The 15716-nt window shown below is 40.3% G+C and carries 11 protein-coding genes; 9 read left to right on the plus strand and 2 right to left on the minus strand.

Annotated elements, in window-relative coordinates; translation table 11 throughout:
* Positions 1 to 51: 51 nt before the first annotated feature.
* Positions 52 to 2337 (plus strand): PhoD-like phosphatase, encoded by a 2286-nt coding sequence (locus tag GJB62_RS01330; RefSeq protein WP_114080084.1) that lies wholly within the window; start codon positions 52 to 54, stop codon positions 2335 to 2337.
* 1465 nt (positions 2338 to 3802) lie between these two features.
* Positions 3803 to 6379 (plus strand): GAF domain-containing protein, encoded by a 2577-nt coding sequence (locus GJB62_RS01340; protein ID WP_114080082.1) that lies wholly within the window; start codon positions 3803 to 3805, stop codon positions 6377 to 6379.
* An 80-nt stretch (positions 6380 to 6459) separates the two neighbouring features.
* On the opposite strand, the gene GJB62_RS01345 is transcribed toward GJB62_RS01340, so the two are convergent.
* Positions 6460 to 7263 (minus strand): histidine kinase, encoded by an 804-nt coding sequence (locus tag GJB62_RS01345; RefSeq protein ID WP_114080081.1) that lies wholly within the window; start codon positions 7261 to 7263, stop codon positions 6460 to 6462.
* A 538-nt stretch (positions 7264 to 7801) separates the two neighbouring features.
* Between GJB62_RS01345 and GJB62_RS01350 the strand changes: the two genes are divergently transcribed.
* The 4 genes from GJB62_RS01350 (at position 7802) to GJB62_RS01365 (ending at position 10635) form a co-directional block, all read left to right on the plus strand.
* Complete coding sequence (locus tag GJB62_RS01350; RefSeq protein WP_114080080.1) at positions 7802 to 8026, plus strand: hypothetical protein; 225 nt, start codon at positions 7802 to 7804, stop codon at positions 8024 to 8026.
* 45 nt (positions 8027 to 8071) lie between these two features.
* Positions 8072 to 8407, plus strand: a complete 336-nt coding sequence (petJ, locus tag GJB62_RS01355) for a cytochrome c6 PetJ (RefSeq protein ID WP_114080079.1) — start codon at positions 8072 to 8074, stop codon at positions 8405 to 8407.
* 182 nt (positions 8408 to 8589) lie between these two features.
* On the plus strand, positions 8590 to 9609 hold the full coding sequence (locus GJB62_RS01360) for an aldo/keto reductase (RefSeq protein WP_114080078.1): 1020 nt from the start codon (positions 8590 to 8592) through the stop codon (positions 9607 to 9609).
* Positions 9610 to 9663: 54 nt separating this feature from the next.
* Positions 9664 to 10635: an alpha/beta fold hydrolase gene (locus GJB62_RS01365; protein WP_114080077.1), complete on the plus strand. Its 972-nt coding sequence runs from the start codon at positions 9664 to 9666 to the stop codon at positions 10633 to 10635.
* 145 nt (positions 10636 to 10780) lie between these two features.
* Here the strand turns inward: GJB62_RS01365 and GJB62_RS01370 are convergent, their stop codons facing one another.
* Positions 10781 to 11149 carry a BON domain-containing protein gene (locus tag GJB62_RS01370; RefSeq protein ID WP_114080076.1) on the minus strand — a complete coding sequence of 123 codons (369 nt, stop codon included), beginning with the start codon at positions 11147 to 11149 and terminating at the stop codon, positions 10781 to 10783.
* 347 nt (positions 11150 to 11496) lie between these two features.
* On the opposite strand from GJB62_RS01370, the gene ilvN reads away from it, so the two are divergent.
* From ilvN to GJB62_RS01385, 3 genes are all read left to right on the plus strand, one after another.
* The gene (ilvN, locus tag GJB62_RS01375; RefSeq protein ID WP_114080075.1) at positions 11497 to 12015 is read left to right on the plus strand and encodes an acetolactate synthase small subunit; all 519 of its coding nucleotides are present in this window, start codon (positions 11497 to 11499) and stop codon (positions 12013 to 12015) included.
* A 1060-nt stretch (positions 12016 to 13075) separates the two neighbouring features.
* Complete coding sequence (locus GJB62_RS01380) at positions 13076 to 13684, plus strand: hypothetical protein (protein WP_114080074.1); 609 nt, start codon at positions 13076 to 13078, stop codon at positions 13682 to 13684.
* A 226-nt stretch (positions 13685 to 13910) separates the two neighbouring features.
* Positions 13911 to 15695 carry an OmpA family protein gene (locus GJB62_RS01385; protein WP_114080073.1) on the plus strand — a complete coding sequence of 595 codons (1785 nt, stop codon included), beginning with the start codon at positions 13911 to 13913 and terminating at the stop codon, positions 15693 to 15695.
* Positions 15696 to 15716 lie beyond the last annotated feature (21 nt).

Here is a 15716-nt window from a genome sequence, read left to right on the forward strand (position 1 = left end):
TATAAATAAAGCAACATCATCTAAAACACCACCATTTGTCAACTGTTTGCAATGAAGTACCAAGCTGGGGACGAGTTTTTACAACAACTGCCGCTAATTTTGGCGGGGCCAATCCTAAAACATACTGAACCAGAGTCAGTGACGGTATGGGTGGCTCTGAAACAGTCTTGTCAGGTAGAACTCAAGGTTTATGAAACAACAAATAATGGTGAAGCACTAGGAAATTGCTTATTGGAGGGAGAACGCTCTAGCTTTGCTCTGGGTAAGTATCTTCATGTAGTTGCAATAACGGCTCGATCCCCGGTTGGATATCGCCTAACTAGCGATCGCCTCTATGCTTACGATCTCCAGCTTACTGCTGCTGACCAAACCTGGCAAATGCAACAAGCATTATGCTCAAACTCTTCTCCTACAGTCAGCATCAGCTACTTTGCTCATCAAAAACCAACTTTTGTTCTGCCGCCAAACCGTCTTCAAGATTTGCAAATTGCCCATGCTTCCTGCCGTAAACCTCATGGTCATGGGTTTGATGCACTACCGATTCTTGACAGTTTAATTGAGGCTTCAGCAAATCAACCCCAAAATCGCCCTCACCAGCTATTTATGACTGGAGATCAGATTTACGGAGATGATGTAGCAGACCCGTCGTTGTGGGTTGCCAGTACTCTTGGTGATGCCCTTTTGGGTTGGGAAGAACAACTGCCGGTAAATGGAGTTTACTGCACTCCCCAGCAGCTACCCCCTGGAGAGCGGGCTGATGTTGCGACAACTGAAGCTGGGTTGACCGCAGGATTACATAATAAATCGGAGAAAGTTAACAGTCATCTTTTCAGCCTGGGTGAATATTACGCTACTTATTTACTAGCTTGGTCGCCAGTGTGCTGGCCGACCACATTTCCTCAAGGACACCAAGTAACGCGCGATCGCCATGCTATCAAAGACTGGAATCAAGCAGTCTGGCATTTGCGCCAATTCATTTATACCCTCTGGAAAGTGCGTCGCGCCCTTGCTAATATTCCCACTTACACCATCTTTGATGACCATGATGTCAGTGATGACTGGAACTTAAATCAAGCTTGGTGTTTGCGGGTGCTGGGTCGTCCCTTGGGGCGAAGAATAGTCCAAAATGCCTTGTTAGCCTACACGGTATTTCAAGGATGGGGCAATACACCAGGGCAATTTGCAGAAGGTCAATCCGGTGAAAAGCTGTTGGCGGCTGCACAAGCTTGGTCAGCATCTCTTGGGAAGGATGCAAAGGCTAATGATGCGATCGCTCGTTATGTCGGTATGCCAGCCAACGATCCCCGCACAGGCTTACCTATTTTAGTCCGAGACGGTTCCGTATTCATTCTGGATCGAGATCCTGAAGCACTCACTTGGCATTACATAGTCAGGAGCGATTGCCATGAAGTAATTGTGCTGGATACACGGACTTGGCGGGGTTATCCAGCCGATCAAAAACCAATTGCACCACCGATGCTATTGTGTCCAAAAGCCTTTGAGCAACAATTAGTTTTACCTTTACAACAAGTAGCTGAACAAACTCAGATTCAAAATACATTTGTGATTGCGCCCACAAATGTATTTGGATTACAAGTGATTGATTGGATTCATCATTGGCAGTTACAACAAGAGAAAGTTTTTTCAACGGATGTTGGAGATGCCTGGAACATTAATACTGAAGCACTGGCGAAATTCCTAACTACTTTGTTTGAAGAACGTCAACAAGTCATTATTCTATCTGGAGATATTCACTACAGTTCTGTTGCTCACTTGTCTTATGCACACACCCATTCCAAATTGCAATCTGTATTGGTGCAGTTAACCGCTAGTGCGTTGAAGAATGAAGAGATTTTGACGCGGCTGATTCATACACGATTGAAAGATTGGCTACTACCCGAAAAGGTGCGACATTGGATCGGGTGGAGTAACCCACCCAATATGGTAGAAATTTCTGCGAAACAATTACACCATAATCGCCAGATGCTAACTAACTCTGACTGGCATTGTGTGCTGGAATGGATACCTCGAAACACTGTTCAGACTTCTACCTGCACAGCAGATATATTATCTTTGATAGCTCCCTGGAAACGAGCAGAAAATGCTAAATGGAAATGGTTACAACCCCTAATGTTTTGGAAATATCGTTGGTTTCAGGACGGGCGAGAAGTAGTTGGATTGAATAATTTAGGGCTGGTTCACTTTGAGTTTGCAGACGCGAGTAATTCTGACAAAGTTATTCAAGATTTGTACTGGTTTTCTTGTTGGTATCCAACCCAAGTTGTTTACAGCCGTTTTGAGAGCGAGTTAACGCCTAATCAGTCATTATTACGATAACCGAAAAGGCAGGGGGCAGGGAGCAAGGGGGCAGGGAGCAGGGGGGGAAGATTCTGAAATTCCTCCTGTGTAATCAAGGTTTTAAGAGCAAATAAATTTATTTATGGTCTCGTAGAAAATAATTCATCAATTGCACTGTTGACGTGCAAGTTTAAAGCTTAAAGTTTGAACGTTTGAGCAAAAAGGTCGAAGCATTGAGTTCCGAAGCTCAACGTTCGAGCAAAAAGGTCGAAGCTTCGAGTTCAAAGGCTCAACGTTCGAGCAAAAAGGTCGAAGTTCCGAGTTCAAAGGCTCAACGTTCGAGCAAAAAGGTCAAAGTTCCGAGTTCAAAGGCTCAACGTTCGAGCAAAAAGGTCGAAGTTCCGAGTTCAGAGGCTCAAGGTTCGAGCAAAAAGGTCGAAGCTTTGAGTTCCAAAGCTCAACGTTAGTATTCTAATCACTAAAAATTGAGAATTTATAAAGTCAACTCAATGAACTAACGCTCAAATCGCCATTTTATACTTGCATCTTAATCAATAAAGTTAATGAATTAGTTCCAAAATTGAAAATTTGAGTTGAGAAAGATGTAACTGATGTTCTTCCTCTGTGCGTTGTCAGTAAATTGGCACGAAAAAACCCAAGTATATTACGAAATGTAAAGAGCCTTAAAGTTCTTACTAATGGTCAATGACAAAGGACGAATAACAGCCTTCTCCTGTCGGAGACGCTACGCGAGCGCCAGTTACTTTTAATTGCGCCGACCTACTTACTTGGAATCATGACTTTTAAGTTGATAATTCAGCACTTGTGGGTTGATAATAAGGAGGCTTTGGCAATAAAATTTAAGTTTATGGGAGATAAGACAATTCCAATTTATACCTGAATCGATAGCTTAAATCTACTGATTATGATCTAGATATATTTGCTCCAGAAACAGAAATTGCAGCACTTTAACTTCTGGCGATCGCTATTTTAGAGGAAGCTTTACGCTGTAGCCGTGAAATAAATCAATCTCAAGTTGGGGCTTGGTTATTGAGCCAGTTTCAGCAAAAGTGATGATTATTAATTTTTCTCAAATTACTTTTGTGTTGTTAGATACTGCTTACTGGGCAGTATTACTTAATAATCAAAATGATTTACATAGTAAAACTGTACAACTTTCCTAAGCTGTACAGCCTGCTCAAATTGTTATAAGTGAAATAGGACTTTGCGTAGGCGTAGCCCGCCGTAGGCATCGCATCTACGCTGTTATGAAAGAAAAGTTACCGTTTTTGATTAATTTTAGTTCCGATCAGCCAAAGCTTTACCCAAGGTGGGAGTCAAGCATTTGTTAAAAAAATGTTAGAAGTGGAGAGGTTAGAGGGAATGACGTAGAAGGTGAGTGCCTAAAGTACTCCTGAAAGCCAGTCCTTTAATAAGTTTTGTGTAGAATTTGGTGGTGAGGTCATTTACTTGATTCTCAATTGCAACAATCCAGGTTTCATTTATGAGTCAGTCTTTTTCTCAAAACCAAGCAAGGCGAAATCGTCAAAAAAAGCTGTGGCCCCAAAAATGGAGTTTAAAGACTAAAGCAATAGTTTGGGCACTAAGCATCAGCGTACTTCCTGTGTTTGCAATTGGGATAGCTACTTACTTCTATGGGATTAATTTAAGTACCAAACAAATACCGCAAGTAAGACTTGAGAGGGCAAAAAGTTCAACAGAAACTGAAGCTCTACAGAGACAACTGTCACTCTTGTTAACTGGTATGGGGGTAACGGCAATATTAGCAGGTGCGATCGCTGTTTTTGTGACTAATCGAGCTATCAGTCGAGTTAGCAACATTGCTGCAACCTCTAATGATATCAAAAATAGGCTACGTCCAGACAGTGAGTTTACTCAAACTTTCATCGCTAACGAAGATGAATTAGTGATGTTAGAGAGAAACATCAGCTTATTCACAGAACTGCTTTCAGTTTTGGTACAAGAGAAAGAAGCCGAAGCTGATTATTCTCAACTATTAACTAAAATTACCCGTTGGGTTCGAGAATCATTCAATGAAGAAGATGTTCTCAAAACTACCTCAGAAGAAATTCGTAAAGCTTTAAGCATTGACCGTGTAGCCATCTTTTGCTTCAATTCCAACTGTAATGGCACCTTTATCGTCGAATCAGTAGCACCTGGTTTACCGAAAATACTAGGGGTTACAGTCTCCGATCCTGGCTTCGAGGTAGGGTATATAGAAAAATACCGGAATGGTTCCACCCGTGCTATTGATAATATCAATCAAGCCGATCTCAGTGATGGTGATGTTGAATTGCTCAAGCAATTTGCTGTCAAATCTAATTTAGTAGCACCTATTTTTAAAGGCAAACAGCTATTCGGTTTATTGGTTGCACATCAGTGTTCTAGAGTTCGCTTTTGGCAGCAATCTGAGATTGATTTATTCGCTCAGATAGCTATGCAAGTAGAATTTGCCCTTGACTACGCCAAGCTTTTAGAACAGGTAGATACCAAAGCAGATAAAGCTCAGATATTTATAGAAATTACCCGCAGTATTCGCGAATCGCTCAACGAAGAGGATGTCCTAAAAACCACTGTAGAAGAGGTTCGCAAACTACTTAGTACAGATCGAGTAATGGTTTATAGCTTTAACGCTAATTGGTCTGGAACTGTGATTGCCGAATCAGTGATTCCAGGTTATCCAAAAGTTTTGCGGTCTGAAATCCAAGACCCGTGTTTCGGTCAGGGTTATGTAGAAAAATATCAGTCTGGTCGCGTTGCAATCACAAACAACATTTACCAAGCTGGTTTGGCTGATTGTCACATTAGCCTGCTCGAATCCTTTAGTGTGAAAGCAAATTTGGTTGCACCCATTCTCAAAGATGAACAGCTATTTGGCTTATTAATTGCTCATCAATGCTCCAGACCGCGTGATTGGCAACAGCCTGAAATTGATTTATTTGCTCAGATAGCAATGCAAGTAGGATTTGCTCTCGACCATGCAAGACTGTTGCAACGCATCGAGGCTGAGGGTGTGCAAAGTCAGTTGCTGGTGGATACTATCGGCAGCATTCGTCAATCGCTCAGCGAAGAAGATGTCCTAAAAACCACTGTCGAAGAGGTTCGCAAAGTACTTAGTACAGATCGAGTGATGGTTTATAGCTTTAATGCTAATTGGTCTGGAACTGTAATTGCCGAATCAGTTGTTCTCACCTATCCAAAAATTTTGCGGGCTGAAATCGAAGATCCATGTTTTGGTCAAGGCTATGTAAAAGAGTATCAGTCTGGTCGCGTTCTGGCAATAAATAACATTTACGAAGTCGGTTTAGCTGATTGTCACATTAAACTGCTCGAATCCTTTGGTGTGAAAGCAAATTTGGTAGCTCCCATTCTCAAGGATGAGCAGTTATTTGGCTTATTAATTGCACATCAATGCTCCAGACCCCGTGACTGGAAACAATCTGAGATCGATTTATTTGCTCAGATAGCAATGCAAGTGGGATTTGCTCTCGACCATGCAAGACTCCTGCAACGAATCGAAGCTGAAGCTATGCGAAGTCAATTATTGGTGGATATTACCCGCAGAATTCGCCAATCACTCAAAGAAGAGGATGTCCTGAAAACTACTGTGGAAGAGGTTCGGAAGGCTTTGAGTACTGACCGAGTACTAGTTTATAGCTTTTATGCTAATTGGTTCGGAATTATCATTGCCGAATCAGTGGTTCCAGGTTATCCCAAAGTTTTGCGGTCTAAAATCCACGATTCCTGTTTTACTCAAGGCTATATAGAAAAGTACCAGTCTGGTCGTGTTGTCGCAATCAACAACATTCATGAGTCAGGTTTGGCTGATTGTCACATCAAACTGCTCGAATCTTTCGCTGTGAAAGCAAATTTAGTTGCACCCATTATCAAAGATGAGCAGTTATTTGGCTTGTTAATTGCACATCAGTGTTCTGGGCCCCGTGATTGGCAACAGCCTGAGATTGATTTGTTTACCCAGATAGCTATGCAAGTAGGATTTACTCTCGATCATGCTAGGCTCCTACAAGCGTATCAAGCTACTGAAGCTGACTCTAATTAATAGTGAAAAGAAAGATTTTTTAGGGGAAATTCATTTGCCGATTTGCGGTTAAATGAATTGCCCCTACCGCGTATAGTAGCCTATTTATGAATAGTCTCGCGCTCTTTATTAGCAGGTTCCTTATCTTTGAATAAGTCAGCTGCTGTTAAAAGTAACTCCCTTAAGGTTTGTTTGATTTGGCGCTCTTTTCTGGCCAGAGATGTACCAGCTTCACCTAGTTTGTCTTCTAGCTGCGATCGCTTCTGTTCTACCTGTATAGCTACAGACTCAGCTTGGGGACGAGCCTTATCATACCAGTGTTTAGCCTCATCTAGATAATCTTGAACCTCCATAGAACGTCCGCCATAGCGTGCAGCCATATTAGCTCTGACAATAGCTAGCTGTGCTTGCAATTGCGCGTAACGTTTCTTTAATAACCCGACTTCTTCACTATCTTTAATGGCATTGACAGCAGAATCAATTGCAGTTTTGGTACTAGCTGGTCTTTCTTTACCCGTCTCTTCAATTTCTGCCAAGATTACATCAACCTCTTGCTGGAGTTGTTCTTCTTCACCATCTAGTTGAGCTTGGAGCCGCTTGATATCTGTCTGAGTTTTAGCAATAGATTCGTGTCTTTGAGTGTTAATTCCTTCTAGCGCTCCTTCAATAGAAGCTGTCACTTCATCTTTAAGTTCGCTACCTTTTTCTTGGAAGTTTTCAATGACAGCAGAAACAGCATCTCTAACCAGGCTACGAAGTTCAGTAGAACCTTGTTTAAACTCAGAGCCTACTTGAGAAACTGCGGATTTAACAATTTCTCGAATCCGATCGGTTCTTAATTGTCCAGTTTCTTTAGCTTGTTGCAAGTCTGCTTGAATTTTTTCTTTGATATTGTTGTTAGGCATTTTCAACTCTTAGAATTTAACTAATTGGGATAAAACTTTCTAGAAATGTTCTTACATCCACATTATGGCGTAGCCAGATCGGGCTTGGTACTTCCTTTAGATAGAAAATTACAGTTCCAAAGAGGTGAACTGTCAATACTGCTCGGTTAAGCATATTTGCACGAACTGAAACCCTACAAACCATACAAAAGATTGGGTTTCGTTACTCAAACCAATCTACAAATTTTTATCGAACAGAATTCAGGAGTCAGGAGTCAGAATTCAGAATGAATTTTGTATGACTGGTGGATGAATAACCGGGTTTAAGACCTCCACTAAATTGAAAATTTGGTGATGCAACAATTCAGTTGCGGGTCTGAATCCCCGACTGATAGCGCAGCGTTAGCGAGTCCATGAGCGTCTTGATTCTGACTACTGAATTCTGACTTCTGAATTCTTCTTCAATTTTAGAAAAAACCTACGCAGTATTGGTTGAACTGTAACATAGTGCCAATTTGTGAGATGATTAATGCTTGTTGGTAGTAATTGACAGTGAAATATGTGGCGAGTAAATATTACTTGTTCAAGTGATGCCTGGAAGCTCTATGGTACTGAATTCAAAGCGATCGCCCAGAAGTATCAAGGGGAATTAATTGGTTCCAAAAAAATGCCAGATGGTACACGCATCATGTCTTATAAAATTGAGGATGTTAGCGATGCAGAAGCCTTTCAAGAAGATTGTGCAAATTTTGCAGGGTTTTCAACTGACTTTGAATCCCTGTAGTAATTGATTCTGACACAACCAGTATTCAAAATCAGGAGACGTTGATTGAAAAAACTACTCACATTAGTATTAGTAACATTGCTGCTATTGTTCAGCGCTTTTACTATGCCTGCAATGGCAGCAGACATAGTTAACGGTGAACAAATATTTAGTCTTCATTGTGCTGGTTGTCATATTAACGGCAGCAACATAATTAGGCGGGGTAAAAATCTCAAAAAGCAAGCGCTGAAAAAGTATGGTATGGATTCAATAGAGGCAGTTACATCTATAGTTACCAATGGTAAAAATAATATGTCAGCCTACAAAGAGCGCCTTACTGAACAGCAAATTACAGATGTTTCTGCTTACGTTCTCGAACAAGCTGAAAAAGACTGGCGTTAGAAAGTTAGGAGTTAGGAGAGACGCGAAAAATCTGTGTCTTTACAAGAGTTAGGAGTTTTAACTCTAGTCGTCGTAAATCATTCATAATAAAGTAGAAAAGTTAAAAGGCTGTAAAAAAGCGCTTTTCAACTCACTCATTATTAAATCTGCTCACTTCCAACTTCTAACTCCGAAAATTGAAAATGAACTTACCCGCAGCGAGCCGTCTCCAATTCACTCCCGATTTAAACATCTGTCGCATATTAAATGGTATGTGGCAAGTCTCCGGCGCACACGGACAGATCAATCCCCAAGCTGCCATTGAGACTATGTTCAAATATTTAGATGCAGGCTTTACCACTTGGGATTTAGCAGATCATTATGGCCCTGCTGAGGACTTTATTGGTGAGTTTCGCTGTCAACTAATTGATACTCGTGGCAAAGACGCTTTATCTAAGGTGCAAGCCTTTACAAAATGGGTGCCTCGTCCAGGTAAAATGACAAAGAAACTGGTTGAGGAAAACATTGATATTTCCCTGAGAAGGATGAATGTAGAATCGTTAGATTTGATGCAATTCCACTGGTGGGAATATCAGGATAAAAATTATCTAGATGCCCTGAAATATATGGCGGAACTCCAGACTGAGGGTAAAATTAAGCATCTAGGCTTAACTAATTTTGACACGGAAAATTTGAAGCTGATTACTGAAGCAGGCATCAAAATTGTTTCTAATCAAGTGCAATTTTCCCTTATTGACCGCCGTCCCGAAGTTAATATGGTGGAATTTTGTCAGCAGCATGACATCAAGCTTTTTACTTACGGTACACTGTGCGGCAGCTTGTTATCAGAAAACTATTTGGGTAAACCGGAACCGCGAGGATCTGATCTGTCCACTGCTAGTTTGAAAAAATATAAAAATATGATTGATGCTTGGGGTGGTTGGCAATTATTTCAAGAATTGCTAGCTATTTTGAAGGAAATTGCTAATAAGCATAAAGTAAGCATCTCTAACGTGGCAGTGCGTTACATTTTAGATCAGCCAACTGTGGGTGGTGTGATAGTTGGTGCCAGACTTGGCGTATCTGAACATATAGAAGATAACGCCAAAGTATTTAGTTTTAGTTTAGATGCTGACGATCGCGATCGCATCAGCGCCGTATCTCGACAGTCACGAGATTTGTATCAGCTAATCGGCGATTGCGGCGACGAGTATCGCCGCTAATTATCGAGAAACAGGTAATAATAGTATCTTCATGCTGATGAATTAAAGAAGACCGTGACCACTACACTGCACTGGCAAGAACGGGTTGGGAATCAAAGAGATTGGGTTTGGCGGGGCTGGCAAACCCGCTATACTTACATTCGCCCTAGCCAAAATAACCACAAAACACAACCTCTGATTCTGTTACATGGCTTTGGCGCTTCCATTGGTCATTGGCGACATAATTTAGAAGTGTTGGCTGAACATCACACAGTTTACGCCATTGATATGCTGGGTTTTGGCGCTTCTGAAAAAGCCGCAGCTAATTACAGCATTGACTTGTGGGTTGAGCAGGTTTACGATTTTTGGAAAACTTTTATCCGTCAACCAGCGATTTTAGTAGGCAATTCCAACGGTTCACTGATTTCCATGGCCGCCGCCGCCGCTCATCCCGACATGGTGCTGGGTATAGTGATGATGAGTTTACCCGACCCTTCCCTAGAACAAGAAGCAATTCCTCCCGTGTTGCGGCCGCTTGTCAGAGCAATTAAAAATGTGGTCGCTTCGCCATTAGTTCTTAAACCTGTGTTTAACTTCGTGCGCCGTCCAGGGGTGCTGCGTCGCTGGGCTAGTCTTGCCTACGCTAACCCAGAGGCGATTACCGATGAACTTATAGAAATTTTAGCTGGGCCTCCTCAAGACAGAGGTTCAGCGAGGGCTTTTAGTGCTTTGTTCAAAGCTGCGATCGGAATTAACTTTAGTCCTAGTGTGAAGACAGTATTACCAACCTTAACAATTCCGATGTTGTTAATTTGGGGACAAAAGGATCGGTTTGTTCCCCCAGCTCTTGCTAACCGATTTGCCCAATACAACCAAAAATTGGAAGTGCTGAACTTAGCAGATGTGGGTCATTGTCCCCATGATGAATGTCCTGAGCAAGTCAACCAAGCTATTGTAGATTGGATTGAGAGATGGGTTAGCGTAGGCGTAGCCAGCCGCAGGCATCGCCAACCCCCTTACACTTTCCCAGCTTTGCCGGAAGTCTAAGAGGGCCTTTGTTTATACGGCGCATTCATCAGCTAACGTTGTCGGCGACTCTGTGAAGAGATAGATATGAGGCTTTTGTTATGCAATGGGAGCGATCGCGCCACCCAATATCTTTGCGACCATTGAACTGGGAATTACTTAACGCCTAACCAATCGTGGCTTGGTTAGTGTCAACATCTGTAGTTCCATGCACAGAGCGAGCTACAGAAATCATCTTATTGAGAATTTCTTGACTGGGAACTTTGCCTTTCAATACTACAGTGCTACCCGTTTGAGCAACCCAAAGGGTATTAACATCATCAAGTTGGGGATCTTCATCAAATGCCAAAGCTACCCGCTTTGCCAACCCACTTTGGTCATATTCGCCACTTAATCCCAGACGTTCTGGGGGTATGGATTGAGTAGCAGTAGGAGCAGCAGTACTACTAGGAGTTTGTGCTATTGACTGCGGAGTAGGATTTACTTCTGCATTTTGAGGTTTTTCCATTCCAAATAGTCTTTGTAACCAACTCATAAAAATTTTCTCCTAATTAGAGGCTTATTGAATGGAGTATAAAAGTTTTACGAAAATGCCGCATCTACCAATGAAAAGATATCCATTCCATAAAATTCCTCCTTGCAGGATAACTTTTGCCCAATTTTTTATTTCTAGAGAATGCAATGAGTGCAGCTATTGAGTTTACAATAAAAGGTCGCACTGATAATTAGTGCAGTAGTACGCCACAACAGAAATCAACATACATTTGACAAAATGTCAAGAGTTTGTAACTCAATGAATTTTGACTTTTGAATGAGTGAATTCTGCAAAGCGGTACTAGTTTCTGCGTTCCTCAAATCCTGTTCTAGCCTCTGTTGGCGAAGATGAAACATACCCTTTCAGTTCTCGTAGAAGATGAGGCGGGTGTTCTTTCCCGCATTTCTGGTTTATTCGCCCGTCGTGGTTTTAATATTGAAAGCCTTGCTGTTGGCCCTGCTGAACAGGGAGGAGTCTCCCGAATTACAATGGTTGTACCTGGTGACGATCGCGTGATCGAGCAACTCACCAAGCAACTATACAAGTTAGTCAATGTCCTCAAGGTACAGGATATTACCGAAACTCCTTGCGTCGAGCGAGAATTGATGCTTGTGAAAGTGAATGCTAGTAGCAGCAATCGCTCAGAAGTGATTGAACTGTCTCAGATTTTCCGGGCGCGAGTCGTGGATGTCGCAGAAGATTCTCTCACCTTAGAAGTTGTGGGAGATCCAGGTAAAATGGTAGCGATCGTGCAGGTGTTGCAAAAATTTGGTTTAAGAGAAATCGCCCGCACTGGCAAAATTGCCCTGACTCGTGAGTCAGGTGTGAATACCGAGTTACTCAAGTCTTTGGAAGCAAAAGTTTAGTTGGGATTTTAATCAGCACATAAATCAAAGACAGCAGAAGTCATAGTGGCAATTGTTACTATGACTTTTGCTGAGGGACTATAAAAAAAATTGCAGGAGAATATTAGAGTGATAGCTCAATCGAACGCTGAGAGGATGTTTGAAAAGTATTATGTGAAACGAAACAGTCAAAGTCATCAAAGACCTAACCCTTGTCCCTCTACCCGACGCAAAAAGGCTGAATTCAAAGCCTCTCGACCTTTCGGGGAGAGGAATGGAAGCGGGGTTTATAGTATACTTTACAACTTTAAAATATTCTTAACCGAGTAGTATTGCAATATTTCCTTAATCAAATTATCAAATGAATTTTGGGACAATAATTTCTCAATTTTTTCATATATCTAATTTCAGACTTATAAATTTAAATTGAATTTTCTCGTTTAAATTTTCACTTTTATTTTGAAAATATGGAGATTGAATTCGTTAATTATTAATCTTAATTGCAATTTAGATACCTTTCTTTTGCTCTCAATAAGTATTGATATTGAAGTTTTCTACACTTAGTGCAATGTTGTTTAAGTGCAAAAATATACTATTAACATCTAAGTACTTTAGCACAATAAAATAAAACTATGTAAAGAAAAATGAACTAGGCTAATATCCTTATATCTATTGCCTGTTGCCTGATCCCAACGACAATTATTTACGCCCGCTTACTTATGCAAGCTGAAGCAATGCGAACGAAAGAACAATGGAAAATCGAGTTTTTTGACTGGTGTACACTGTAGCCGATACATCAGGGAGATTAAGAGAGATAATTTAACTTGTGTGTACACCGTAGTCAGAGCAGGAAGAGGAATGGAAGCGAGGTTTTGCACATAAGAATGAAAAATCGGCTTCTCCATAACTAGCTTGCGAAATTCATCATTACTTTGGCTAAAGATTGGATGTTTTCCTATATATTCAAGTAGATGTAATTTTTTACGTATAAATATAATTTATACTTATTAGTACCTCTGCTGTGGATATAGTATCAAAATTAACATCAAACCAAAATTTAGTTTCCCAAGGAATTAAAAATATGAACTCACCTGAAGAATACATCAATAATAATTCATCAAATATAGAAAAACAGAATTCGAATGCAAACATAAATGAGTTGCAATTTAGTAATAACAGTATGAGTGAAGGTAGAAACTTAGATAAAGTTAGAGAAATTCTTTTTGGCAATCAAATAAGGGATACGGAAAGAAGATTTACCCGTCTAGAAGAACGTCTAATTAAGGAATTGGGCAACGTGCGAGATGAAACAAGAAAACGTCTAGATGCTTTAGAAATTTATATTAAACAAGAAGTTGATTCTTTAACGCAGCGCCTAAAAAATGAGCAGACCGAGCGTGACTCTCAGGTAAAAGCAGTTGCTGAAGAAAGTAAAAACATAATTATATCTTTAGAAAAAAAGATTACTCAATTTGATGAACAATCAACTAATAGTCAACGAGAGTTGCGCGAGCAGATTCTCAACCAATCTAAAAGCTTACAAGATGAGATACAACAAAAATCTCAGGAAATAGTAGCTTTAATAGAACGGGAAGCTCAAGAACTTCGCAGAGAGAAAACGGATCGTTCAAATCTTGCGGCTATGTTTACAGAGTTAGCTATCCGGCTGAATGCAGAAAATAAGTCTTGAGCTAAGGAGTTGTTTGAAAATTTTTTCACTATGAATTTTGGCACTTTTATATTCTCCCTACCCCTATTAAAAAGGGGAACTTAAAAGAATTTAAAAGTTTTAAGACAAGAATACTTTCAAAATATCCTCTACTCTAAGGTTAAAAGATTTTTACCTATCGGTACATCTCTTCTGTTTACAACAGAATGCTACTTGATGATAAATTGTGAATTGGGGAATTTTGGTAATGAATGACTATTCAAAAAATCCAATACCGAAAGCATCCTCTGAAGGTTTGGACAGCAACAACCAAACCTTCGAACTTAATGATGAACTAACTATACTCCGTAGTTTGCTTCTGGATATTGAGCCGACTAAACTTAAAACACTTTATGAGCGATTAGAAAACCCTCAAATTCTACCAGAAGATATTAGCAGAATGCTTCCAGAAGCTGTTATCTTACGCTCAAAGCAAGATAAACAACTTGGGGAAGTAATGGTATCAACTGTGGAAAATGCCATTGAAGTTTCTGTTAAACAAGACCACAATGTGCTTTCAGATGCATTATTTCCAGTTATTGGGCCAGCTACTCGCAAGGCGATTTCCACGGCTCTTGAGGAAATGATGCAATCGATGAATCAAACTCTGGAACATAGCTTGTCTCCACAGAGCTTTAAATGGAGGCTAGAAGCACAACGCACAGGAAAATCATTTGCGGAAATTGTGCTGTTACGGACGCTAGTTTATCGAGTTGAACAAATCTTTTTGATTCATAAAAAATCAGGGTTATTGTTGCAACATTTAGTAACAACGCAGATAACAGTTCAAGATCCAGATTTAGTAGCTGCGATGTTGACAGCTATCCAGGATTTTGTCAAAGATTCCTTTAAGGTACAAAAAGTAGATGGGTTAAAAAGTTTACGCTTTGGAGAAGTCATTATTTGGATTGAAGAGGGGCCGCAAGCTCTAGTAGCAGCGATGATTCGAGGGAATCCTCCTCAAGAATTAAGGTTAGTTTTGCAAGAAGCGATAGAAAAAATTCACCTAAAGCTAGGTAGAGAAATTAAAAATTTTACAGGGGAAACAGAAGTATTTCAGGCCAGCCTGCCTTATTTAGAAGCTTGTCTGGTAGTTCAGTATAAATCTGCGGCTAAAAAAAATTATACCTATGCCTGGGCTTTCTTGGGCGCGATCGCGATCGCTTGTGGGACTTGGGGCTTTTTTGCGATAAGAGAACAACTTCGTTGGCAAGCATATCTCCAAAAACTCAACTCTCTGCCAGGAATTGTTGTGATTAACACCAAGCAAGCTTTTGGCAAATATTTTATTTCGGGAATGCGCGATCCTTTAGCAGTAGATCCCAATACACTAATACAACAAACAAATCTTAATCCCAAAATAGTAATTAGCCAGTGGCGACCTTATCTGTCTTTGGAGCCACAATTTACTGCCAAAAGAGTTGAAAAATTGTTGCATCCTCCCCAGACTGTATCATTAAGGGTTGATAACAACGGTATTCTTAATGTAACTGGTTATGCACGCCGTAAATGGATTTTAGAAGCACGGAAATTATGGGTATTTATTCCTGGCATCACCCAATTTCAAGACCAAAAACTCGTAGAAATAGAACTTAGCGAGTTAGAGTTATCTAAAATAAAGATAGAAAAAGAAATAATTTTTTTTACAGAAGGAACAACTGAGTTGATGCCTGGTGAAATTGACAAATTGCCTAATTTGTTTTTATCAATCCGCAAATGTTTGGATATTGCCAAGTATTTAGGTAAAAATGTGCAGATTCAAATAATTGGACATACTAATAGTGCTGGAACAGAACGAAGAAATAGACCGCTCAGTCAAGCTCGCGCTAATAAAATTATATCGTATTTAATATCCCAAGGAATCAAGATAAACCAATTTCAAGCACTAACTGTAAGTTCTAGCCTAACTTCGCAGCCAGAATTAACGCCAGAATCTAAAGAATTTAATCGGAGAGTATCTTTCAAAGTATTAATAAATAATACCTCTAAATAAAATTATATCAATTTATGGTTA

The sequence above is a fragment of the Nostoc sp. ATCC 53789 genome (genome assembly GCF_009873495.1).
Taxonomy (GTDB): domain Bacteria; phylum Cyanobacteriota; class Cyanobacteriia; order Cyanobacteriales; family Nostocaceae; genus Nostoc; species Nostoc muscorum_A.

Bases quoted from the DNA above. Each gene is read 5' to 3' on its own strand.
- GJB62_RS01380 (WP_114080074.1), top strand. From the start codon at position 13,076: ATGAACTCACCTGAAGAATACATCAATAATAATTCATCAAATATAGAA.
- GJB62_RS01360 (WP_114080078.1), top strand. From the start codon at position 8,590: ATGAACTTACCCGCAGCGAGCCGTCTCCAATTCACTCCCGATTTAAAC.
- GJB62_RS01345 (WP_114080081.1), bottom strand. From the start codon at position 7,263: ATGCCTAACAACAATATCAAAGAAAAAATTCAAGCAGACTTGCAACAA.
- GJB62_RS01370 (WP_114080076.1), bottom strand. From the start codon at position 11,149: ATGAGTTGGTTACAAAGACTATTTGGAATGGAAAAACCTCAAAATGCA.
- GJB62_RS01340 (WP_114080082.1), top strand. From the start codon at position 3,803: ATGAGTCAGTCTTTTTCTCAAAACCAAGCAAGGCGAAATCGTCAAAAA.
- GJB62_RS01330 (WP_114080084.1), top strand. From the start codon at position 52: ATGAAGTACCAAGCTGGGGACGAGTTTTTACAACAACTGCCGCTAATT.
- ilvN (WP_114080075.1), top strand. From the start codon at position 11,497: ATGAAACATACCCTTTCAGTTCTCGTAGAAGATGAGGCGGGTGTTCTT.
- GJB62_RS01350 (WP_114080080.1), top strand. From the start codon at position 7,802: ATGTGGCGAGTAAATATTACTTGTTCAAGTGATGCCTGGAAGCTCTAT.
- GJB62_RS01385 (WP_114080073.1), top strand. From the start codon at position 13,911: ATGAATGACTATTCAAAAAATCCAATACCGAAAGCATCCTCTGAAGGT.